This is a genomic window from Streptomyces sp. Q2 (assembly GCF_056820935.1).
This window is the reverse complement of the sequence record NZ_JBXEJE010000001.1, coordinates 273,465-294,669: the sequence shown is the minus strand read 5'-3', so window position 1 is coordinate 294,669 and position 21,205 is coordinate 273,465. Positions and strand designations below refer to the sequence as shown.

Sequence of the window (21,205 nt, the reverse complement as noted above, 5' to 3'; positions counted from 1 at the left end):
GCACAGCACGGCAGACACCCTGTCATGCGCGCCAGTCGAGAGGGACCTGCTTCTCGCGGTCCCAAGGGCGTTCCCAGCCCGAGTAGTGGAGCAGCCGGTCGATGATTCCCGCCGTGAAGCCCCACACGAGGGCTGATTCGACCAGAAATGCCGGACCCCGGTGGCCGCTGGGGTGCACGGCGGTCGCGCGGTTGCCGGGATCCGTGAGATCCGCCACGGGGACGGTGAAGACCCGCGCGGTCTCGTTCGGATCCACCACCCCCACCGGGCTCGGCTCGCGCCACCAGCCCAGCACCGGGGTCACGACGAAGCCGCTGACCGGGATGTACAGCTTGGGCAGCACGCCGAAGAGCTGGACGCCGGCCGGGTCGAGCCCGGTCTCCTCCTCGGCCTCGCGCAGGGCGGCCCGCAGGGGCCCGTCACCCTTCGGGTCGCCGTCCTCCGGGTCGAGCGCGCCGCCGGGGAAGGAGGGCTGGCCGGCGTGGGAGCGCAGCGAGCTCGCCCGCTCCATGAGGAGCAGCTCGGGGCCGCGCTCGCCGTCGCCGTCACCGAAGAGGACCAGGACGGCGGACTGCCGCCCCGCGCCGTTCTTGGGCGGCAGGAAGCGGCTGAGCTGCAGCGGCTCGACCGTCTCCACCGCGTGCACCACCGGGTCGAGCCAGGCCGGCAGGCCCTTCTTGCTGAGCGTCACCGAACCGCCCTGCGTGTTGCTCGCGCGCGTCATCGCCACCCCCCTCGTCCTGCTGGATCCAACGCCCGACGACCTCGAGATCGTTCCTGGGAACGTGCCCACAGGCACGTCCGAGAACGTGTCATCCCGCCTCCAGCGGCGGCGCGGGTTTCCCACCCGCGTCCAGATATGCCTGCGGGGGCTTCAGGCGCTGGCCGGGGAAGCCGCCCTTCTCGTACTTGAGGAGCTTCTTCGCCTTCTCCGGATCCGTCTCTCCCTCGCCGTACGCCGGGCAGAGCGGGGCGATGGGGCAGGCACCGCAGGCCGGCTTGCGGGCGTGGCAGATACGGCGGCCGTGGAAGATCACGTGGTGCGAGAGCATCGTCCAGTCGCTCTTGGGAAAGAGCGCGCCGACGGCGGCCTCGATCTTCTCGGGCTCGGTCTGCTCGGTCCACCGCCAGCGCCGCACCAGCCGCTGGAAGTGCGTGTCCACGGTGATGCCGGGCCGCCCGAACGCGTTGCCCAGGACGACGAAGGCGGTCTTGCGGCCAACGCCGGGCAGCTTGACGAGGTCTTCGAGCCGCCCGGGGACCTCTCCGTCGAACTGCTCCACCAACGCCTTCGACAGCCCTATCACCGACTTGGTCTTGGCCCGGAAGAAGCCGGTCGGGCGCAGGATCTCCTCGACCTCCTCCGGGTTGGCCGCAGCCAGGTCCTGGGGAGTGGGGTACTTGGCGAAGAGGGCGGGGGTCGTCTGGTTGACCCTGAGGTCGGTGGTCTGGGCGGACAGGACCGTGGCGAGGACCAGCTGGAAGGGGTTCTCGAAGTCCAGCTCGGGATGGGCGTACGGATAGACCTCCGCGAGCTCGCGGTTGATACGGCGGGCCCGGCGGACCAGGGCGGTACGCGACTCGCCCTTCTTCACCGGATTCACCTTCACCGGGCCGGTCGGAGCCACCGCTTTCACCGCAACCTTCTTTGTCGCTTTTGCCGTTTTCTTTCCGCCGGCGGGGTCCTGTTCGCCCTCGGCGGAATCTCGACGTACAACCACCCGCCCAGCCCCCTTGGCCTGTGCTCTCACCGGCGATTTGGACACCCGGCCAGCCTAGAGCCCGGCACTGACATCCCGCCCCGGACCCTGAGGATCAGCCCCCAATTGGACCCCTGCCGCTTACCCCGGGACACCTGTGCGGCATCCTTGTGACAGATCACACTGTTTGCAACGTCCGGCAAAATGGGGAACACGGACCCCTGGTACGCAGGGGAGCAAGATCCCCTGAGCAGGTCGACAAGGAGAGAACTCGTGGACGACGTTCTGCGGCGCAACCCGCTCTTCGCGGCGCTCGATGACGAGCAGTCCGCGGAACTGCGCGCCTCCATGAGTGAGGTGACCCTCGCCCGTGGCGACTCCCTGTTCCACGAGGGCGACCCGGGCGACCGGCTCTACGTCGTCACCGAGGGCAAGGTGAAGCTCCACCGCACCTCCCCCGACGGCCGCGAGAACATGCTGGCCGTCGTCGGCCCCGGTGAGCTCATCGGCGAACTGTCCCTCTTCGACCCGGGCCCGCGCACGGCGACCGCCACCGCGCTGACCGAGGTCAAGCTGCTCGGCCTCGGCCACGGCGACCTCCAGCCCTGGCTGAACGTGCGGCCCGAGGTGGCCACCGCGCTCCTGCGCGCCGTCGCCCGCCGCCTGCGGCGCACCAACGACGCGATGTCCGACCTGGTCTTCTCGGACGTCCCCGGCCGCGTCGCCCGCGCGCTCCTGGACCTGTCCCGCCGCTTCGGCGTGCAGTCCGAGGAGGGCATCCACGTCGTCCACGACCTCACGCAGGAGGAGCTGGCCCAGCTGGTCGGCGCCTCCCGCGAGACCGTGAACAAGGCCCTGGCCGACTTCGCGGGCCGCGGCTGGCTCCGCCTGGAGGCGCGGGCCGTGATCCTCCTGGACGTGGAGCGGCTCGCCAAGCGCTCGCGCTAGGCACACCACGGCATACGACGACGGGCCCCCGTCTCCTCTGAGGTGAGGCGGTGGCCGTTGTCATGACCGCCGGAAGCCGCGCCTCGTAAATGAGCGGCTCCGGCCGCCCCCTTCACGGCACAGTGGGCCCATGGCCGAAACCGCCCCACTCCCCGCCGAAGGGCGGGTCTCCCGAGGGCTCGACGCACAGGGCTTCATCGCCCGCGAGGGCTCCCTCGGAAACGTCCCGCACGCCTTCCGCCCCGTGGTCGCCGCCGCCCGCGACCGTCTGCTCGACGCGTTCGGGTCCCGGCTCCACAGCGCGTACCTCTACGGGTCGATTCCGCGCGGAACCGCGCGCGTGGGGCGCAGTGACCTCGATCTGCTGATCGCGCTGCGCACCGAGCCCACCGACGCCGACCGGGCCGACGCCCGCAGTGTCGACGAGACGCTCGACAAGGACTTCCCGCAGATCGACGGGGGCGGCACCCTGCTGGTCAGCCGCGCTCAAGCGCTGAGCGACCTGGAGAGGTACGACCTGGGGTGGTTCATCGCCTGCCTGTGCACCCCCCTGCTCGGCGACGACCTCGCCGAGTACCTGCCGCGCTACCGGCCCGACTCCCTGCTGGCCCGGGAGACCAACGGAGACCTGGCGCTGTTCCTCGCTCGCTGGCGCGCGCGGATCGCCGCCACCACTGACACCGACGGGGCCCGCCGCCCCCTCGTACGCTTCATGTCCCGGCACCTCGTCCGCACCGGCTTCACGCTCGTCATGCCCCGCTGGAACGGCTGGACGAGCGACCTGAGGGAGATGGCGGAGGTGTTCGGCACGTACTACCCCGAACGGGCCGCACAGATGCGGTCGGCGGCCGTCCTCGGGTACGAGCCGAACGGCGACCCGGCCGTCCTGCGCTCGTACGTGGACGACCTGGGGCCGTGGCTCGCCGAGGAGTACGCGCGCGTGCACGGCGTCAAAGCTCCCAGGCCCTAGATGAGCCCGTGCTCCTCCAGGTACTCCATCTGCGCCCGTACCGACAGCTCCGCCGCCGGCCACAGGGAGCGCTCCACGTCGGCGTACACGTGGGCGACGACCTCGGACGGGGTGCCGTAGCCGTTCTCCACGGCCGTCTCGACCTGGGCGAGGCGGTGGGCGCGGTGGGCGAGGTAGAACTCGACGGCGCCCTGGGCGTCCTCCAGGACGGGCCCGTGGCCGGGAAGCACCGTATGGACCCCGTCGTCGACCGTGAGCGACCTGAGGCGCCGCAGGGAGTCCAGGTAGTCCCCGAGGCGGCCGTCCGGGTGCGCCACGACAGTCGTACCGCGGCCCAGGATGGTGTCACCGGTCAGGACCGCCTGATCGGCCGGGAGATGGAAGCACAGGGAGTCCGCGGTGTGCCCGGGAGTCGGTACGACCCTCAGCTCCAGGCCACCGACCCGGACCACGTCCCCGGCGCCCAGTCCTTCCTCCCCCAGCCGCAGCGCCGGGTCCAGGGCCCGCACGTTCGTGCCGGTCAGCTCGGCGAAGCGGGCGGCACCGGCCGCGTGGTCGGGATGGCCGTGGGTGAGGAGGGTGAGGGCGACGCGCTTGCCGGCCTTGTCCGCCAGGTCGACGACATTGCGCAGGTGTCCGTCGTCCAGCGGCCCCGGATCGATCACGACGGCCAGCTCGGAGTCGGGCTCCGCCACGATCCAGGTATTGGTCCCGTCCAGGGTCATCGCGGAGGGGTTCGGCGCGAGGACGTTGATGGCACGCGCAGTGGCGGGCCCGGACAGGACCGCGCCCCTTGGCTGTCCGGGAAGGGCTGCGGCATCCGTCATGCGGGGGCTCCACCGGTCGAGACGTCGGTCGGGAGATCGGTCGGAATGTGCTTGGTGAACTCATCGTGCCCCGGCCAGGACAGAACGATCTCGCCGTCCTCGAGACGCGCCCGCGCCAGGACGGGCGTGAGATCACGCTCCGGTGCCGCGGCGAGTGCCTCGGAAGCGCTGCCGAACGCCGCCAGCTGGCGCAGCGTCGCGATCGTGGGCGGCATCATCAGCAGCTCGCCCTTGTCGTACGAGCCTGCCGCGTCCTCGGGCCGGATCCACACCGTGCGATCGGCCTCCGTGGAGGCGTTGCGCGTGCGCTGGCCTTCCGGGAGGGCGGCGACGAAGAACCACGTGTCATAACGCCGGTTTTCGAACTCAGGGGTGATCCACCGCGTCCAGGCACCCAGCAGATCCGAGCGCAGCACCAGTCCCCGCCGGTCCAGGAACTCGGCGAAGGACAGCTCACGGTCGACCAGAGCGGCCCGGTCCGCCTCCCAGTCCGCGCCCGTGGTGTCGCCGACCACGGACTCCGGGGCCGGCCCGGCGAGAAGGACGCCCGCCTCCTCGTACGTCTCCCTCACGGCCGCACAGACGATCGCCTGGGCCGCCGTCTCGTCCACGCCGAGCCGTTCCGCCCACCACGCGCGCGTGGGACCCGCCCACCGCACGTGATGATCGTCGTCCCGACGATCCACACCGCCGCCCGGATACGCGTACGCACCCCCGGCGAACGCCATGGAGGCCCGTCTGCGCAGCATGTGCACGACGATGCCGGCATCGGTGTCCTTCAGCAGCATGACGGTGGCCGCGCGCTTGGGACCAACCGGCGTAAGCGTGCCATCCGCCAGGGCACGGATACGCTCGGGCCACTCCGGTGGATACCACTGCCCGTTTGCCATGGCCGGAGGCTATCTCCTGACGCGCGGATGTTCGAGACCGACCAGCACCCAGCCCCGGCACCAGCACGAACGCCGACTGAGGGCCCCACCCCCAGACCCCCGCCCCACGCCCACCCACCACCCGACTCGCTCGGCCGAGAGGTGCCCCTCGCCGTGGGGGTGGGTCTCGCCGTGAAGGGCTGAGCCCGCAGCGGCTGGGGGCTGCAGATGGCCTCTACCCACCCACCCGCCCGACTCGAGGAGCTGCAGCGACCACCGCGCTGTACCCCAGAGGATGGGCCGAGCCCGCCCGACTCGGTCGGTCAAGGGGTCGGTCTCGCCGTGAGGGGATGCATTCCCGGTGGGTGGGAACTCGGGACGGCCTCTACCTCCCGCCCGACTCAGCCTGTTGCTGCTGCGACCACCGGGCTGCACCCCCAGGGAATGACCGGGGGCCTGCCCGACACGGCCGGCCGGTAGGCAGGTCGGTCAGGCGATCGACCGAGTGGCGATCCTCGCCCGGCCGCACCGGCGTCGCAAGGCGCACGCAGCCGCCGCAGCAGCAGCGTTCCCGCAGCCGCGTACGGCGGCAAGGGGCCGTGTCGGGGGGTGTCCGCCCGCAGCGGTTGGCGCGTCAACGCCGGCACCTCTCCAAGGAACCGATTCCGCGCCGTTCCGAGGACGGACACCCCCCGACACGGCCCCGACCCACAACGCACCCGAAGGCGCTACCCGCACCCCGCCCTACGCCCCGGTCAGCTCCACCTGGACCTCAACCTCCACCGGCGCGTCCAACGGCAGCACCGCCACGCCCACCGCGCTCCGCGCGTGCACGCCCTTGTCGCCCAGCACCTCACCCAGCAGCTCACTCGCGCCGTTGACGACACCCGGCTGCCCCGTGAAGTCGGAGGCGGACGCCACGAAGCCGACCACCTTCACCACACGCGCCACCCGGTCCAGGTCGCCCGCGACGGACTTCACGGCGGCCAGGGCGTTCAGCGCGCAGATGCGCGCCAGTTCCTTGGCCTCCTCGGCCGTGACCTCCGCACCCACCTTGCCGGTGACCGGAAGCTTGCCCTCCACCATGGGAAGCTGGCCGGAGGTGTAGACGTACACACCGGACTGCACAGCCGGCTGATACGCGGCGAGCGGCGGCACGACCTCCGGAAGCGTCAGCCCCAGCTCGGCCAGCCGCGCCTCGACCGAGCTCACGCCTTCGCCCGCTTCAGGTAGGCGACGAGCTGCTCGGGGTTGTTCGGCCCGGGCACGACCTGGACAAGCTCCCAGCCGTCCTCGCCCCAGGTGTCCAGAATCTGCTTCGTGGCGTGGACGAGCAGAGGCACGGTTGCGTATTCCCACTTGGTCATACGGCCGACTTTAGCCGCTGCGACACACTGCTCAGACGGCCGACCTCACCCAGGTTGTCCACAGCCTCCCGCTTAGCCCGCGCACGGACTGGTTACGCTCGAATACGTGAGCAGGCTCCAGGTCGTCAGCGGCAAGGGCGGGACCGGAAAGACGACGGTCGCCGCCGCCCTCGCGTTGGCCCTCGCGACCGAGGGGAAGCGGACGCTTCTCGTCGAGGTCGAGGGCCGACAGGGCATCGCGCAGCTCTTCGAAACGGAAGCGTTGCCTTATGAGGAGCGGAAGATCGCCGTCGCTCCAGGGGGCGGGGAGGTGTTCGCCCTCGCCATCGACCCCGAACTGGCCCTTCTGGACTACCTCCAGATGTTCTACAAACTGGGCAGCGCCGGCCGCGCCCTGAAGAAGCTCGGCGCTATCGACTTCGCGACCACCGTCGCGCCCGGCCTCAGGGACGTACTCCTGACCGGCAAGGCATGCGAGGCGGTGCGCCGAAAGGAGAAGAGCGGCCGGTTCACGTACGACTACGTCGTCATGGACGCCCCGCCCACCGGCCGCATCACCCGCTTCCTGAACGTGAACGACGAGGTCGCCGGCCTCGCCAAGATCGGTCCGATACACAACCAGGCGCAGGCCGTGATGCGGGTGCTGAAGTCGCCGGAGACGTCCGTGCACCTGGTGACGCTGCTCGAGGAGATGCCCGTCCAGGAGACCGCGGACGGCATCACCGAGCTGCGGTCGGCGCGGCTGCCGGTGGGGCGGATCGTCGTGAACATGGTGCGGCCCGAGGTGTTGGACGCGGCCGAACTGGAACTCGTACGGACCGTGCCGCGTACGGCCGTGGCCCGGTCGCTGTCGGCGGCCGGACTCGGCGGGGCGCGCCGCGGCGGGCACGCCGAGCGGCTGGTGGACCCGTTGTTGCAGCAGGCGTCGGAGTACGGCGAGCGGTACGCGCTGGAGCACGAACAACGGGCCGCGCTGGGCGAACTTGGCCTGCCGCTGCACGAACTGCCGTTGCTCGCCGAGGGAATGGACCTGGCGGGCCTGTACGAACTCGCGGCCGAGCTACGCGAACAGGGGATGTCATGAGCAATGATCCGGCCCTCGCCCAGGAGGGCACCCGTCACCAGCTCTCCCCCGCGCGCGTACTCGACCTCGACACCCTGCTCGACGACCGGAAGACCCGCATCGTCGTGTGCTGCGGCTCGGGTGGCGTCGGCAAGACGACCACCGCGGCGGCCCTCGGCCTGCGCGCCGCCGAACGCGGCCGCAAGGTGGTTGTTCTCACCATCGACCCGGCCCGCCGGCTCGCCCAGTCGATGGGCATCGACTCGCTCGACAACACCCCGCGCCGGGTGAAGGGCGTGGAGGGCGACGGCGAACTGCACGCGATGATGCTGGACATGAAGCGCACCTTCGACGAGATCGTCGAGGCGCACGCGGACGCCGACCGGGCGTCGGCGATCCTCAGCAACCCCTTCTACCAGTCGCTTTCGGCGGGCTTCGCGGGCACGCAGGAGTACATGGCGATGGAGAAGCTGGGTCAACTCCGCGCCAGGGACGAGTGGGACCTGATCGTCGTCGACACGCCTCCGTCCCGCTCCGCGCTCGACTTCCTGGACGCGCCGAAGCGGCTCGGTTCGTTCCTCGACGGCAAGCTGATCCGGGTTCTGCTGGCGCCGGCGAAGGTCGGCGGCCGCGCGGGGATGAAGTTCCTGAACGTCGGAATGTCGATGATGACCGGCGCGTTGGGCAAGCTGCTCGGCGGTCAACTGCTGAAGGACGTGCAGACGTTCGTGGCGGCGATGGACTCGATGTTCGGCGGGTTCCGCACGCGCGCGGACGCGACGTACAAGCTGCTCCAGGCGCCCGGGACGGCGTTCCTGGTGGTCGCGGCCCCGGAGCGGGACGCACTGCGCGAGGCCGCGTACTTCGTGGAGCGGCTGGCGGCCGAGGACATGCCGCTCGCCGGTCTGGTGCTCAACCGGGTCCATGGCAGCGGCGCCGACCGGCTGTCGGCCGAGCGTGCGCTCGCCGCCGCGGAAAATCTTGAAGAGCCTCGCATTGTGGATCAGGGGGACGGGAAAGCTGGTCTTCGTAACTCTCCCGACACATACGGCAGTTCAGAGTCTCCCGCCGCGGAGTCTCCTCCTACGGAAACTCCCGCCACGGAATCTCCCGCGTCAGAAACTCCGACTCCTGACGAAGGCTCCCCCGCCGCCACGCAGGACACGGACGTCACGCGAGACATACGCCAAACGGAAGTCACGCAGAACCCGGAGCCCACGCAGGACAGCGAGCAGGACATGTCCGTCCAGCAACTCACCGCAGGCCTGCTGAGGCTGCACGCCGAACGCATGCGGCTGCTCTTCCGCGAGCAGCGCACGCGTGACCGCTTCACCGCGCTCCACCCCGAGGTGGCGGTGACCGAAGTGGCCGCGCTGCCGGGCGACGTGCACGACCTCACGGGGTTGCGGGACATCGGAAACCGACTCGCGGCTGCTCACCAGGAGCTGCCCGAGCCCGCTGCCGGCGTCTGAGATACCGGCGCGGAGATACCGATGCCCGAGGATGCCCGAGGGCGGTGCCCTCAGCTCACCGCCGCGTAGCTCTCGTACACCTCGTCGTCGTCGAGGGGCAGGATGCCGACCCCCCGCTCGTATTCCGTACGCGCGGTCTCAAGGAGCCGGCGCCATGAAGTGACTGTGGGACGCCTGCGCAGCAGTGCGCGGCGCTCCCGCTCCGTCATTCCTCCCCACACGCCGAACTCGACGCGGTTGTCGAGCGCGTCGGCGAGGCACTCCGTACGCACCGGACATCCGGTGCATACCGCCTTGGCCCTGTTCTGCGCTGCTCCTTGAACGAACAGTTCATCCGGATCGGTAGTGCGGCAGGCCGCCTGCGCACTCCAGTCGACTACCCAGCCCATACCGGCGCCGTCCTCTCCCGAATCGAGGCTCCCCCACGGCGGCAGCGGCATATTCACCGCCGCCAGTTGAGGACGTTACGGAAGGTGGGCACAGCGCAACACCCCCTTCGGGCCCAATCTTGAATGGCCCGAACGGACTATGCGTAAGCGGCAGATCACCCGGGGGAGTGAGCCCGCGACATACGTGACTGTTCCGGCAAACCGGGACGGTTGTATTGCGTCACAACGGGCACCAGGTGACACACGAGGTGGATTCGGACACGTCCCCGTCAAAAAAGTTGGGGAACCGCCGGAACGATTCGCGGTCGCCGGACGTATTGATACGTAGCCCTACGGCTGTGACAGTTGAGAGCAGCTTAGGCCAAGGCATATACGCGTGTCCGGCGAATGAGAACGTAGGCTGCCCCCATGCCAAACAAGCGCTCGGGCGGTGGTCTGTCCTCCACGCAGCAGGCCGCCAAGTTCCTCGGTGTCAGTGTGCTCGCGGGAGCCGTCATGGCCGGCATCGCGCTGCCCGCGGCCGGTGCGCTGGGTCTCGCGGCCAAGGGGTCGGTGGAGAGCTTCGACGAGCTCCCGGCCAACTTGAAGACGCCGCCGCTGAGCCAGCGCACGACCATCCTCGACGCCGACGGCGGCCAGCTCGCCACCGTCTACTCGCGCGACCGCACGGTGGTCGGCCTGAAGAACGTCTCGCCGTACATGCAGAAGGCGATCGTCGCGATCGAGGACTCCCGCTTCTACCAGCACGGCGCGATCGACCTGAAGGGCGTGCTGCGGGCCCTCAACAAGAACGCGCAGACCGGCGGGGTCTCGGAGGGCGCCTCGACGCTCACCCAGCAGTACGTGAAGAACGTCTTCGTGGAGGAGGCCGGCGACGACCCGACGAAGGTCGCGCAGGCCACCCAGCAGACCCTCGGCCGCAAGATCAAGGAACTGAAGTACGCGATCCAGGTCGAAGAGGAACTCGGCAAGAAGAAGATCCTCGAGAACTACCTGAACATCACGTTCTTCGGCCAGCAGGCCTACGGCGTCGAGGCCGCCGCTCAGCGCTACTTCTCGAAGTCCGCGAAGAACCTCAACCTCCAGGAGTCGGCCCTCCTCGCCGGCATCGTCCAGTCGCCCAGCCGGTACGACCCGATCAACGACGAGACCGAGGCCACCAAGCGCCGCAACACCGTGCTGCGGCGCATGGCCGAGGTCGGCGACGTCTCCCAGGCCGAGGCGTCCAAGGCCATGGAGCAGCCGCTCGGCCTCAAGATCAGCCAGCCCAAGAACGGCTGCATCACGGCCGTCCAGGGCGCGAGCTTCTTCTGCAAGTACGTGGAGCGGGTCTTCCTCAGCGACCCGGTCTTCGGCAAGTCCCGCGAGGAGCGGGCGAAGACCTGGAACCAGGGCGGCCTGACGATCCGTACGACCCTCGACCCGCAGGCACAGAACTCGGTCGAGGAGTCGCTCAAGGACCACATCAACCAGAGCGACAAGGTCGCCGCGGCGTCCACCCTCGTCGAGCCCGGCACCGGCAAGATCGTCGCGATGGGCCAGTCGAAGCCGTACGGCTACGGCAAGAACGAGACCGAGTACAACTACTCGGTCGACGCGGCCTACGGCGGCTCCAACTTCGGTTTCCCGACCGGTTCGACGTTCAAGCCGTTCGTGGCGGCGGCCGCCCTGGAGGAGGGCCGGCCGGCGACGCAGGAGTACTCGTCGCCGTACGAGATGGAGTACCCGAGCCCCGTCCAGACCTGTGACAGCTCGCCGTGGACCAACCGGGACGGCGACAAGGTCTCGAACGAGGCCACCTCCGAGGTCGGGCCGTACCGGCTGAAGGAGGCGATGGCGAAGTCGGTCAACACCTACTTCGTGCAGATGATCTCCGACATCGGTCTGTGCCCGGTCGTCAACATGACCGACAAGCTGCACGTCAGGCAGGGCAACGGCACCAAGCTGCCGGAGCGGCCCGCCATCGCGCTGGGCTCGGTGGGCCTGTCCCCGCTGACGATGGCGAGCGCCTACGCCACGTTCGCCTCCCGGGGCATGTACTGCTCGCCGGTCGCCATCGAGTCGATCACGCAGAAGGTCGGCGACGAGCGGAAGTCGATGGAGGTGCCGAAGTCCACGTGCTCGCGGGCGATGAGCGAGAAGACCGCGGACACGGTCAACACGCTCCTGCGGGGCGTGGTCGACTCCGGTACGGGTCGCCAGGCCGGCCTCACCGACCGCCAGAGCGCCGGTAAGACGGGTACGACCGACGAGCGGAAGAACGCCTGGTTCGTCGGCTACACGCCGAACATGTCGGGCGCCGTCTGGGTCGGCAGTGCCACCCAGAAGGTCAAGATGAAGAACATCACGATCGGCGGCGTCTACCGCCCGCTCGTCTACGGCGGCGAGGTCCCGGGCCCGATCTGGAAGGACGCCATGACCGGCGCCCTGGAGGGCAAGACCACCGAGTCCTTCAACCTCGTCAACATCCCGGACCTCGACAAGGACCGCGGAGACGGCGACGGAAACGGCAACGGCAACGGGAATGGCAACGGAAACGGGAACGGCGACAACGACGGGGACAACGGCGACGGCGGCGGCACCTTCCCGACGCCCTCCTTCTCCATCCCGGAGGGCTTCTTCCAGGGGAACGGCAACGGCAACGGCGGCCGCGACTGACACGATGACCTGAGAACGGGCGCGGCCCCTTTCTCCCGTACGGATGCATGTCGTACGAGGGGAAAGGGGCCGTTCGTGTTGTGGGGACCGTGTCTCAGCGGCCCGAGGGCCCGTGACCGCTTCCGATGATTCCGATGATGCCGAGCGGGCCCGGATCGGGAAGCCCGGGCCCGTGTCTCAGCGGGCGGGTCGTGAAGTCCGGGCCCGTGCCTCACCGGGCCGTGGGGCCGTACCACCCGGGCTGTGGGCCATGGGCCGTGCCTCACTCACCGGGCCGTGGGGCCGTACCTCACCGGCCCGGATCGTCAGCCCGCCAGGAGCTTCTTGACCGCGGCGGCGACGCGCCCGCCCTCGGCCTGGCCCGCGACCTTCGGGTTCACGATCTTCATGACGGCCCCCATGGCCCGCGGCCCCTCGGCGCCGGCCGCCTTCGCCTCCTCGACGGCCTGGGCGACGATGGCGTTCAGCTCCTCGTCGCCGAGCTGCTGGGGCAGATACGCGGCGAGGACCTCGCCCTCCGCCTTCTCCCGCTCGGCCGACTCGGCACGACCACCCTGCGCGAACGCGTCCGCGGCCTCGCGACGCTTCTTCGCCTCGCGGGTGATCACCTTCTGCACTTCGTCGTCGGAGAGCTCGCGCTTGGTCTTGCCCGCGACCTCCTCCTTGGTGATCGCGGCGAGCGTCAGCCGGAGCGTCGAGGAGCGGAGCTCGTCGCGCCCCTTGATCGCGGCGTTGAGGTCTTCCTGCAACTTCGACTTGAGCGTGGTCATGGATCTGATTGTCGCAGGTGTCGCATCCCGTACGCCCGTTCATTTAACGGGCGGTGGGGCACGTGGCACTCGCCGGGTCTGACACGATGGACGCATGCGCTCGCGATATGGAGTACCCCTGGGAATCGTGGCGGCAGGCACCGCCGGTCTGGTGTACGCGGCGGGCTTCGAAGCCCGCTCCTTCCGCCTCCGACGGGTGACCGTTCCCGTCCTCCCCGCCGGTATGCGCCCCCTGCGCGTGCTCCAGGTCTCCGACATCCACATGGTCGGCGGCCAGCGCAAGAAACAGCGCTGGCTGCGCTCGCTGGCCGGCCTGCGCCCGGACTTCGTGATCAACACGGGCGACAACCTCTCCGACCCGGAGGGCGTGCCGGAGGTACTGGACGCGCTCGGCCCGCTGCTGGACTTCCCGGGCGCGTACGTCTTCGGCTCCAACGACTACTACGGCCCCAAACTCCGCAACCCCGCCCGGTACTTGTTCGAGAAGGCCCAGGGCCGTCACGGCCTGAACGGCAACGCGCCCGCCGTGAACGCGATCCACAATCCGTGGGAGGACCTGCGGGACGCCTTCGACGGTGCGGGCTGGCTGAACCTCACCAACACCCGGGGCATGCTGAAGATCGAGGGCGCCTCGATCGAGCTGACCGGCCTGGACGACCCGCACATCAAGCGGGACCGCTACCCGCAGGTGGCGGGCGGCCCGTCCGGCGGCGCCGACTTCTCGATGGGCGTGGTGCACGCGCCGTACCTCCGCGTGCTCGACTCCTTCACAGCCGACGACTACCCCCTGATCCTGGCCGGCCACACCCACGGCGGCCAGCTCTGCCTCCCCTTCTACGGCGCCTTCGTCACCAACTGCGACCTGGACACGGACCGCGTGAAGGGCCTGTCCACGCACACGGCGGAGGGTCGTACGTCGTACCTCCACGTCTCAGCGGGCTGCGGTACGAACCGCTATACGCCGGTGCGGTTCGCGTGCCCGCCGGAGGCGACACTGTTGACGCTGGTGGGGCGGGAGTAACACCTGACCGGTCGACCCGGGTCGCCCCGGGCGGATTAACCCACACGGACCGCCCGTATCGCCCCTTTTGTCGGCCCTGCCTAGGGTGAGGGCATGACCGCCCCGATACCCAGGGACATCCCGGACCTGCCCGCACTCCCGGGTATGCCCGCGCTGCTGCCCTCGTCCGTTCCCGCCAGGGCGGTGGTGCCCCGCGTACGCCGCCCCCTGGCTGCCGTCTACCGCCTGCTCGTCGCCCTGGTGGCGGCCACGGCGGTGACGATCGACCTGCTCCTCGGCAGTCCGGTCCGGATCCTGAGCCACTTCACGATCCAGAGCAGCATCCTGCTGGCGCTGGTCATGGTGGCCTCGGCCCGCCGGGCGTGGTCGGCCCGCCACCCCCTGCCGTCCGCCCTGACCGGCGCGGCCCTCCTCTACGTCACGATCACGGGCCTGGTGTACCACCTGCTCCCGGCGAACCAGTCGAACCCGTTCCCCTTGACGGGCGAGGCGGCCAGCTCCTCCGGCTGGCACGCGATCACCAACCAGATCCTCCACACGGTGGTCCCCCTCGCGGCCCTCCTGGACTGGCTTCTCCTGACCCCACCCGGCCGCCTGCACCTCCGCCAGGCCACCACATGGCTCCTCTACCCCCTCACCTACCTGGCCTTCTCCCTGACCCGCGGCGAACTGATCCCACCGGGCACCCCGGGCCGCTACCTCTACCCGTTCCTGGACGTGGACCTCCACGGCTACAAGAGCGTCCTGGCCAACGCCCTCCTCCTCGGCCTCACCTTCTACGCCCTCGCCGTCCTCCTCGTGGCCCTCGACCACACCCGCCCGAACCCCGTCCACAACCGCACGAAAACCGGATTTCGTCTCCAGCCACCGGTGGGCTAAAGTAAACGACGTCGCCGCGACGAGCAGCGACAATCGGGGTGTAGCGCAGCTTGGCAGCGCGCTTCGTTCGGGACGAAGAGGTCGTGGGTTCAAATCCCGCCACCCCGACAGAAAAACACCAGTTCAGGCCCGGTGCTGAGAGATCAGCACCGGGCCTGAACTGTTCTCCAGAGACTCTCTGGAGAAATCCTGGAGAAGATCTTGGAAATCGCCTCCAGACCAGTGCCCTACCCGCGAGCCATCAGCAGCGCATCCAGAGCAGCGACGGGCGAGCCGGGGCTCATCGCCCGGCGCGCGTCCAACGCCTCCTCCCACATTCCGGTGAGCGCGGTCATCAGCGCCTGCCGCATGCCAGCCGTGATGTGGTCATAGCGGGACTGCACCGAGCCGTCTTCGTGACCCATGCGTTCGTCCATCAACTTCGGCGGGGTTCCCACCTCTCTCATCAGGGTCTTGTGCGTATGGCGCAGTCCGTGCGGCGTCAGTCCAGGAGCGATCGGCACCCAGCACGCCTCAGCCCGCTTGGAGGCCCCTCGCCCACGTGCGGGAATCCCGGGCCACGGCTCAGCAACGACCGGTACAGGGTGCTCTTCTTGGTTGCCGCGTCCGGGGTACCGTCCCGTGGCGGCAGGTCGAAAGAGCCAGGTGGCGAAGCCCGAGCGCCGCCAGTGTGCGGCCAGTTCCCCCGCTCCCGCGTTACGGACGTACCCGAGATCGGTGATGGCCTCCAGCACCTTCAGGCGAGTCGGCTCCGCCACAGCGCCAGGACGGTTGAGGACGTTGGACACCGTGCCCGTCGAGACGCCAGCGCGGCGAGCGACGTCGACCAGCTTCGCTCCCGGGCGGCTCACAGAGCCATTAGCGGCGCCGTGACCTCGGAAGACGTAGGCCAGTCCGTGGCACTCACAAGGCTTCGGTTTCGTCCGGGCGATGTGGCCAGCAACCAGTGCAGCGAGGAAATCCGGGGTGTCAATGTCCCGGTAGGAGTCGTCCTTCGGCGGGCAACGGTGCAGTTCGCCGGTATCCAGCTCGTAGAGCTGCCACTCCACGCGAATGCTCTTCGGCCGGACGAACTCGGTCTCAAGGCCAACGATCTCGCCCCAACGCATGCCCGTGTAGCCCTTAAGGATGCCGCCAACGAACTCATCGTCTCGGCCGGACAGCAGCGCCATCCTTTCGGCGAGCAACAGAATGCCGAGCGCCGTGGTGACAGCCTTCTCCGGGCCACGGTTGCGAGAGCGGCCGGCGCGCTTCCCTCGTCCGCGCCGCTTGGTTGCCGGGTTGGAATCGCGCAATCCCTCGTCAACGGCGTCGGCAAGGATCAGGTGCAGTGTCGCCCGCCATGTCTTGACGCTGGTGGCCGCGTAGGGAACGGCGCGTTCGCGCTTCTCCCAAGCGGCAATGTCGGTGCTCAAGATGTCGGCAATGGCGAAATCCTCGAACGCAGGGAACAAGTGCTCTTCGATGTGCCGCCGGTAGTTCTGCATGGTGGACGCCGCCAAGTCCTGCGCGGCGTACCAGCGGTTCACATAGGCGCCGAAAGTGATCCGCTCGGGAGGCGCCTTCTTCGTTCCGGCCAGCAGCTTCGCTTCCTCGGCGTCCGCAGCCTTCTTTGCTGACGCCTTGGTCCGGAACCGGATGGCGTCACCATCGGCATCGCGCACAGTGGCGTACTTGCCGGGCGCGAACTTGTACCGGCCGCGCCAGTAGCTGCCGAGGTTCTCGGCGTAACCCAACTTGATCTCCTAGCAAACGCGTGTGCCGCCCGGCTGAGGGACCGGGCGGCACAAAGAATCAGGCGGCGTCGGACTGAGATTGACTCTGCCGCGCCCTACGCGGGGTCCTTGACTTCAAGGGGGTGACGGACACCGCCGTTATGGGTGCCCGGCGCCGCGGTGCAGGTACGGCTGGGGCAACCGCGTTACTGCTTTCGGCGGGACGGCTCTCGAAGATGCGCATGATCTCTGCAAAGTGCTCAGCTGTGAACCGGTAGCTGCCCCCGGGCTTGGTGAAGGGGATGCGTCCCCTGCGGGCCTGCTCCTTCACCCACCACTCCGAGCAGTGGAGCGCCTCAGCGATATCGCTCGGCAGGTAGAGGGAGGGAAGTACAGGGGGTTCCAGTCGCGGAGCAGTGCTCATGTAGCTACGCCTCCTCGGCGGGGAAGGAAGGAATCGCTTGTTCAGGGGAGAGGGCGGGCGGGCCCGCGTCTGTCCGAGGTTCGGGTTTCTGCGTCACAGCGTCATCTGCGTCATCCAGGCTCCTGACCTGGGGTAATCCGTGACACAGCCCGGCAGGGGTGCGTCACTGCCGCGTCACCTGCGTCACGGTGGCGTGACGCAGGTGACGCACGATGACGCAGACGGATCGGCTCTGCGTCACGCTCTTTCCGGCTGGTCAGGGGCCGTTTTCCGTCGCCTGTGACGCAGGTGACGCAGCGTTCCCCTACTTAGGAAAAGAGAGGGGGTGGTGTCTGTTGTTGTGCGCGGCTCAGAGCGCGAAGAAGGAGCCGCTGCGCGGCACGTCCTTCGGGCGGTGCTGCGCACCGAACAGCAAGAGGAGCACCCATCACCGCGTCGGGACGGGTGCTCCTCTTGCTGTTGTGCGGTGACCTCGCGTTCAGAACGCGGGCTCCTGTTGCGGCCCGGGTGTCGGGGCGGGTTCGGTGAGCTCGATGTAGCGGGCCTCGCGGGTGCGTCCCCAGTCCACGACCAGGCCGCGCGCAGCGAGGGTGGGCTGAAGGCGCTTGAGCCGGTCGGAGAGGACCTTGCCGGTGGTCGGCCACCCCTTGGGCAGCGGGCGGCAGTCCTCGCCGCTGTAGAGCCGGGTGAGGAGGTGCAGCCACTCCGCGGACGTCATCCGCTCCTGCGCCCCGGGCTCCATGCCGGCCGCGTACTGGAGCACGGTCTGCGCGAGCAAGTCGCCCTCGATGACGTCATCGTTGAGGTCGTCCAGCCCGGCCCGGTAGGCCGCCAAAGCTCCGAGGCCCATCGCTTCGTCGAGCTGCGCGCACAGGCGGGCGAAGTCCGCCATCCGCAGGTCCGTCGGCGTTACGGCGGTGGCGGCGCGGACCTTGACGGTCAGGTCCAGCAGGGAGCCGAGCATGACGGGCAGGGCTTCCGCGTACTCCGCCCACAGCTCCGCTTCGGTGCGCCGCACCTTCGGGCGTTCCAGGCGGAGCGGCAGGAGGCGTTCGGCGAGGTCGGGGCGGATGACACCGACGTCGATGCCAGTCAGGAGCAGGGGGCGGCGGTAGCGGGCGCGGAAGACGTCTCCGTCGGTGAACAGGGCGCGCTTGACGCTCTCGGCTCCGGTGACGATGCAGCACATGGCGTCGGACAGGTCCGGGGTCATGTGGGAGAGGTTGTCCAGCGCGGTGACCCATCCCGCGGCCACGGCCGCGATCAGGTTGTCCTCGTCCTTCGGGGCGCGACGCAGGTCCCCCGTCATGCCCTCGATGAGCCGGATCAGCATCCGCCCGCCGGTGGACTTCCCCGCGCCCTGGGGGCCGGTGAGGAAGGGGGCGGGGACAGGCACGGAGGGTTCCAGGCAGCCGATCAGCCAGGCCATGGCCAGGCACTCGGTTTCGGCGCCTGCGAAGTTGCACAGCCGAAAGAGCAGGTCGATGCCCTTGCCGTTGGTGTCTTTGGCGGGCAGGGGCAGTTCGCCGGTGAGCTGGGTGCGCCGCCAGCACACCTCGCTCGGGTCGGGGGTGAGGATGTCCCAGCCGGTGGGGTGGATGCGCACGGACTGGCCGTCGTTGCGGCCCAGGTCCAGCCAGGTGGCCCCGTCCAAGCCGGGGGCGACGCGGATGTGGACGGGCTGGACCTGCTCGGTGAGGGCGAGTGCTTCGATCAAGTCGAGTGCCTCCTTCATCGCGGTGCCGTTGAACGTGCCGAGCCCGTCCTTGAACAGGCCGACCATGAGTTCTTGGCGGTGGCTTCCGGTGGTGCCCTGGGAGCGGATCGGGCGGGCCACGGGGTGGCCCTTGCGCTGTGCGTAGACGGTGCCGTCCGCGGTGCGGAAGTAGCGGAAGCGCTCTTGCGCGTAGTCCGCGATGACCTTCCGGGCCGGGTTCTTGTCGTCGTCGTCCATGCTCAAAGCCCCAACGTGGTGCGTGCGTTGGTCCACGCGTCCGTGCAGTGCCGGGCGGTTTCGCCCTTGGCCTGCGCGGCGGTGAACAGGCGGGCGATGTGATCCTCGGTGAGGCAGCCGCACCGGCCGTGCGTCGAGAGCACGGCCAGGAACGTCCGGTACACGGCCGTGTGCACGCCGCTGGACGTCTCGGTGATGCGCTGCTCCGCCATGGCGATCCCGCGTTCGAGGTAGGCGGGGGTGCGGTGGCGGCATTCCCCGCCCCCGACCGGCGCGGGAACCCTGACGGGTACGGGGGCCGCGGGCTTGGCTGCGGTGAGCGCGCGCACGACGTCGGGCAGCGCCGCCATGGTGCCGGTGCCAGGTCCGAGCCAGCGGGCGTAGGACATGGTGGATTTGATGTCCACGCCGGGCCGCACGCCGTTGGCCGACGGCATCGTCCCGAGGTAGAGCCAGTGCTCGCCGCGGGTCGTGGGCACGGTCCGGGTGTCGGGCAGGGTCTGGCGGGCCCACGCGATGGCATCGGCGTTGTCGCAGTCCACGACTGCCAGGCCGGCGCCGCCGGGGTGGTAGGCGACCGCCGCGGCGCCCTGCCATGCGGTCGCCCATGCCGGCGAGTTGATGACGCTGGTGTCGGTGGTGGCGGCGGCCCAGCCGTGGCAGGGGGCGGGGCAGGTGCAGGGGCCGGGGGTCTTCATGTGCGGGCGCCCGCCGCACGCGTTCTTGGCGCAGGCACGGCAGTTCCCGAACGGCACCTTTCCCGGCCGCAGGGGAAGGGACGGGATGCCAGACGCCGCGAGCTGCAGCGCGGTGTGCAAATGGGTGGTGGTCATGCGGCGGTCCTCCCTTCCAGGGCAAGGAACTGGGTGTACGCAGGGGGTACGGCCATGCGGGCTTCGAGGTTGGTCATCCAGATGCAGCCCATGGCGTCCGCGTAGGCGCGCTCGTTCTTGTGCTCGAACGCCAACAGGCCCTTGCGGTGCCAGCACGGCGGGAGAAGGTCTCCACCGCCTCCCCAGGAGGTCTCGAAGGCGCGGTGGCGGCGGATGTTGAGGGCGAACTGGGTGCCGCACAGCAGGTAGTCGGGCCTGAGCGGTGCTTCGGGGACGTTCTCCATGACCCACGGCAGCCCGGAGGCTTTCAACCGGGCACGGCCGGGGGTGAGGAGGTCCGGGTGGTTGTCGTGCCGACCGCGCCAGGCGGTGACTTTGGCGAAGTGCTCGCAGGGCCAGGAGGCGTGGATCAGGTCGAAGCCGTCCAGGGGGAAGGTGAGGGCGTCGGCCTGGTGGAAGGTGAAGGGGTAGTTGGGCTGCGGGCGGTTGTCGACGCCGACGACGTCGAACCCGGCGAGGTAGTAGCCCATGGACAGGCCCCCCGCTCCGCAGCACAGGTCCAGCACCCGCAACCCGTTCGGCCGCCGCCGCGGCAGCACGCGCGCGCTCATGCCGCCGCCCCCAGCACCCGTGCGGGCACGGTCAGGTGGGCGAGGGCGGCTTGGCCGATGAACTGGGTGTAGGCGGGCGGGATGCACTCGCGGATGCCGTCGCGGTTCATCCACGGCACCCCCAGCACGCGGCGGGCGAGGTCGACGCCGGAGAAGTTGCCGACGAACTGGCCGTAGTGGCCGGGCAGGACGGGCCGTCCCATCTTGGCCTGCGGCACCAGGTGCGCGGGATGCCCGGGCTGGTCGAGGGTGAAGCCGCCGCCGGTCTCGAAGTAGCGGTGGCGGTAGTTGGCCAGGCGGAACATCTGCCCGCACAGCATCACCGGAGCGTGCAGTTTAGGCACCGCGCCGCGCACGTTCTCCATCACCCACGGTCGCCCGGTGCTCTCCAGCGCGGTACGTGTGGGCGCGATCAGGTCGGGATGCCGGTTGCCCTGGATGCGCTGGCACTCGCTGTCGTGCTGGCACGGCGGCGAGGCGTGGACGAAGTCGAACTCTGAGCCGTGCTCCAGGACGAACGTGACCGCGTCGGCCTGGATGAAGGTGAAGGGATAGCGCGGCTGTGAGGCGATGTCGACGCCCACGACGTCGAAGCCGGCCAGGTGGTAGCCCATGCCGGCGCCGCCCTGGCAGCAGAACAGGTCTAACAGGCGCGGGAGTTGGCCCGTCCGGTGCCGGATGTCAGTGGGTTGGGTCATGCTTGACCTCTCCAGTTCTGTGGTTGAGCTGGGGTGA

Annotated in this window: 20 protein-coding genes and 1 tRNA gene; 8 read left to right on the top strand and 13 right to left on the bottom strand. The window is 69.4% G+C overall.

The genetic code is table 11. The annotated features are described in order from the left end of the window. Window positions 1–22 precede the first annotated feature (22 nt). Together ACWBNA_RS01370 and nth are read right to left on the bottom strand one after the other, a co-directional pair. A complete protein-coding gene (locus tag ACWBNA_RS01370) occupies window positions 23–724 on the bottom strand; it encodes an NUDIX hydrolase (RefSeq protein ID WP_482701397.1) in 702 nt (233 codons plus the stop codon). 88 nt (window positions 725–812) lie between these two features. Continuing rightward, the gene (gene nth / locus ACWBNA_RS01365) at window positions 813–1,637 is read right to left on the bottom strand and encodes an endonuclease III (RefSeq protein WP_482701395.1); all 825 of its coding nucleotides are present in this window, start codon (window positions 1,635–1,637) and stop codon (window positions 813–815) included. A gap of 336 nt (window positions 1,638–1,973) precedes the next feature. Here nth and ACWBNA_RS01360 point away from each other — a divergent pair, with 336 nt between their 5' ends. Both ACWBNA_RS01360 and ACWBNA_RS01355 read left to right on the top strand, forming a co-directional pair. Continuing rightward, the gene (locus ACWBNA_RS01360) at window positions 1,974–2,648 is read left to right on the top strand and encodes a Crp/Fnr family transcriptional regulator (protein ID WP_030043265.1); all 675 of its coding nucleotides are present in this window, start codon (window positions 1,974–1,976) and stop codon (window positions 2,646–2,648) included. Window positions 2,649–2,778: 130 nt separating this feature from the next. Beyond that, complete coding sequence (locus ACWBNA_RS01355; RefSeq protein WP_482701393.1) at window positions 2,779–3,618, top strand: nucleotidyltransferase domain-containing protein; 840 nt, start codon at window positions 2,779–2,781, stop codon at window positions 3,616–3,618. On the opposite strand, the gene ACWBNA_RS01350 is transcribed toward ACWBNA_RS01355, so the two are convergent. From ACWBNA_RS01350 to sp36, 4 genes are all read right to left on the bottom strand, one after another. Continuing rightward, window positions 3,615–4,445, bottom strand: a complete 831-nt coding sequence (locus ACWBNA_RS01350; RefSeq protein ID WP_482701391.1) for an MBL fold metallo-hydrolase — start codon at window positions 4,443–4,445, stop codon at window positions 3,615–3,617. The genes ACWBNA_RS01355 and ACWBNA_RS01350 overlap by 4 nt on opposite strands. After that, window positions 4,442–5,335 carry an NUDIX hydrolase gene (locus ACWBNA_RS01345; protein ID WP_482701389.1) on the bottom strand — a complete coding sequence of 298 codons (894 nt, stop codon included), beginning with the start codon at window positions 5,333–5,335 and terminating at the stop codon, window positions 4,442–4,444. Before ACWBNA_RS01345 ends, ACWBNA_RS01350 begins: the two co-directional genes overlap by 4 nt. Before the next feature lie 723 nt (window positions 5,336–6,058). After that, window positions 6,059–6,526, bottom strand: a complete 468-nt coding sequence (locus ACWBNA_RS01340; protein ID WP_482701387.1) for a RidA family protein — start codon at window positions 6,524–6,526, stop codon at window positions 6,059–6,061. Further along, window positions 6,523–6,681, bottom strand: coding sequence for a Sp36 family protein (sp36, locus tag ACWBNA_RS01335; RefSeq protein WP_020129281.1), 159 nt, complete (start codon window positions 6,679–6,681; stop codon window positions 6,523–6,525). Before sp36 ends, ACWBNA_RS01340 begins: the two co-directional genes overlap by 4 nt. A 106-nt stretch (window positions 6,682–6,787) precedes the next feature. Here sp36 and bagA point away from each other — a divergent pair, with 106 nt between their 5' ends. Both bagA and bagB read left to right on the top strand, forming a co-directional pair. Further along, complete coding sequence (gene bagA, locus ACWBNA_RS01330; protein WP_482701384.1) at window positions 6,788–7,765, top strand: ATPase BagA; 978 nt, start codon at window positions 6,788–6,790, stop codon at window positions 7,763–7,765. Beyond that, on the top strand, window positions 7,762–9,216 hold the full coding sequence (bagB, locus tag ACWBNA_RS01325) for an ATPase BagB (RefSeq protein WP_482701381.1): 1,455 nt from the start codon (window positions 7,762–7,764) through the stop codon (window positions 9,214–9,216). The genes bagA and bagB overlap by 4 nt, the downstream gene beginning before the upstream one ends. Before the next feature lie 50 nt (window positions 9,217–9,266). On the opposite strand, the gene wblA is transcribed toward bagB, so the two are convergent. Further along, a complete protein-coding gene (gene wblA / locus ACWBNA_RS01320; RefSeq protein WP_217241406.1) occupies window positions 9,267–9,605 on the bottom strand; it encodes a transcriptional regulator WblA in 339 nt (112 codons plus the stop codon). A 408-nt stretch (window positions 9,606–10,013) separates the two neighbouring features. Here wblA and ACWBNA_RS01315 point away from each other — a divergent pair, with 408 nt between their 5' ends. Beyond that, window positions 10,014–12,263 carry a transglycosylase domain-containing protein gene (locus tag ACWBNA_RS01315; protein WP_482701379.1) on the top strand — a complete coding sequence of 750 codons (2,250 nt, stop codon included), beginning with the start codon at window positions 10,014–10,016 and terminating at the stop codon, window positions 12,261–12,263. Window positions 12,264–12,568: 305 nt separating this feature from the next. Here ACWBNA_RS01315 and ACWBNA_RS01310 read toward each other — a convergent pair whose 3' ends face one another. Continuing rightward, on the bottom strand, window positions 12,569–13,033 hold the full coding sequence (locus tag ACWBNA_RS01310; RefSeq protein ID WP_482701377.1) for a GatB/YqeY domain-containing protein: 465 nt from the start codon (window positions 13,031–13,033) through the stop codon (window positions 12,569–12,571). Window positions 13,034–13,127: 94 nt separating this feature from the next. Here ACWBNA_RS01310 and ACWBNA_RS01305 point away from each other — a divergent pair, with 94 nt between their 5' ends. From ACWBNA_RS01305 to ACWBNA_RS01295, 3 genes are all read left to right on the top strand, one after another. Next, entirely contained in the window at window positions 13,128–14,054 is a 927-nt protein-coding gene (locus ACWBNA_RS01305; RefSeq protein WP_482701375.1) for a metallophosphoesterase, read from the top strand. A 93-nt stretch (window positions 14,055–14,147) separates the two neighbouring features. After that, window positions 14,148–14,933 carry a Pr6Pr family membrane protein gene (locus tag ACWBNA_RS01300; RefSeq protein ID WP_482701373.1) on the top strand — a complete coding sequence of 262 codons (786 nt, stop codon included), beginning with the start codon at window positions 14,148–14,150 and terminating at the stop codon, window positions 14,931–14,933. A gap of 34 nt (window positions 14,934–14,967) precedes the next feature. Further along, window positions 14,968–15,041: transfer RNA gene (locus tag ACWBNA_RS01295), tRNA-Pro, on the top strand. Window positions 15,042–15,160: 119 nt separating this feature from the next. Here ACWBNA_RS01295 and ACWBNA_RS01290 read toward each other — a convergent pair. From ACWBNA_RS01290 to ACWBNA_RS01270, 5 genes are all read right to left on the bottom strand, one after another. Next, the gene (locus ACWBNA_RS01290) at window positions 15,161–16,669 is read right to left on the bottom strand and encodes a LacI family DNA-binding transcriptional regulator (protein WP_482701371.1); all 1,509 of its coding nucleotides are present in this window, start codon (window positions 16,667–16,669) and stop codon (window positions 15,161–15,163) included. 881 nt (window positions 16,670–17,550) lie between these two features. Continuing rightward, window positions 17,551–19,026, bottom strand: coding sequence for an ATP-binding protein (locus ACWBNA_RS01285; RefSeq protein WP_482701689.1), 1,476 nt, complete (start codon window positions 19,024–19,026; stop codon window positions 17,551–17,553). 2 nt (window positions 19,027–19,028) lie between these two features. Next, entirely contained in the window at window positions 19,029–19,859 is an 831-nt protein-coding gene (locus tag ACWBNA_RS01280) for a bifunctional DNA primase/polymerase (RefSeq protein ID WP_482701369.1), read from the bottom strand. After that, on the bottom strand, window positions 19,856–20,470 hold the full coding sequence (locus ACWBNA_RS01275; RefSeq protein ID WP_482701367.1) for a methyltransferase domain-containing protein: 615 nt from the start codon (window positions 20,468–20,470) through the stop codon (window positions 19,856–19,858). The genes ACWBNA_RS01280 and ACWBNA_RS01275 overlap by 4 nt, the downstream gene beginning before the upstream one ends. Next, window positions 20,467–21,168: a class I SAM-dependent methyltransferase gene (locus ACWBNA_RS01270; protein ID WP_482701365.1), complete on the bottom strand. Its 702-nt coding sequence runs from the start codon at window positions 21,166–21,168 to the stop codon at window positions 20,467–20,469. Before ACWBNA_RS01270 ends, ACWBNA_RS01275 begins: the two co-directional genes overlap by 4 nt. Between the last annotated feature and the right edge of the window lie 37 nt (window positions 21,169–21,205).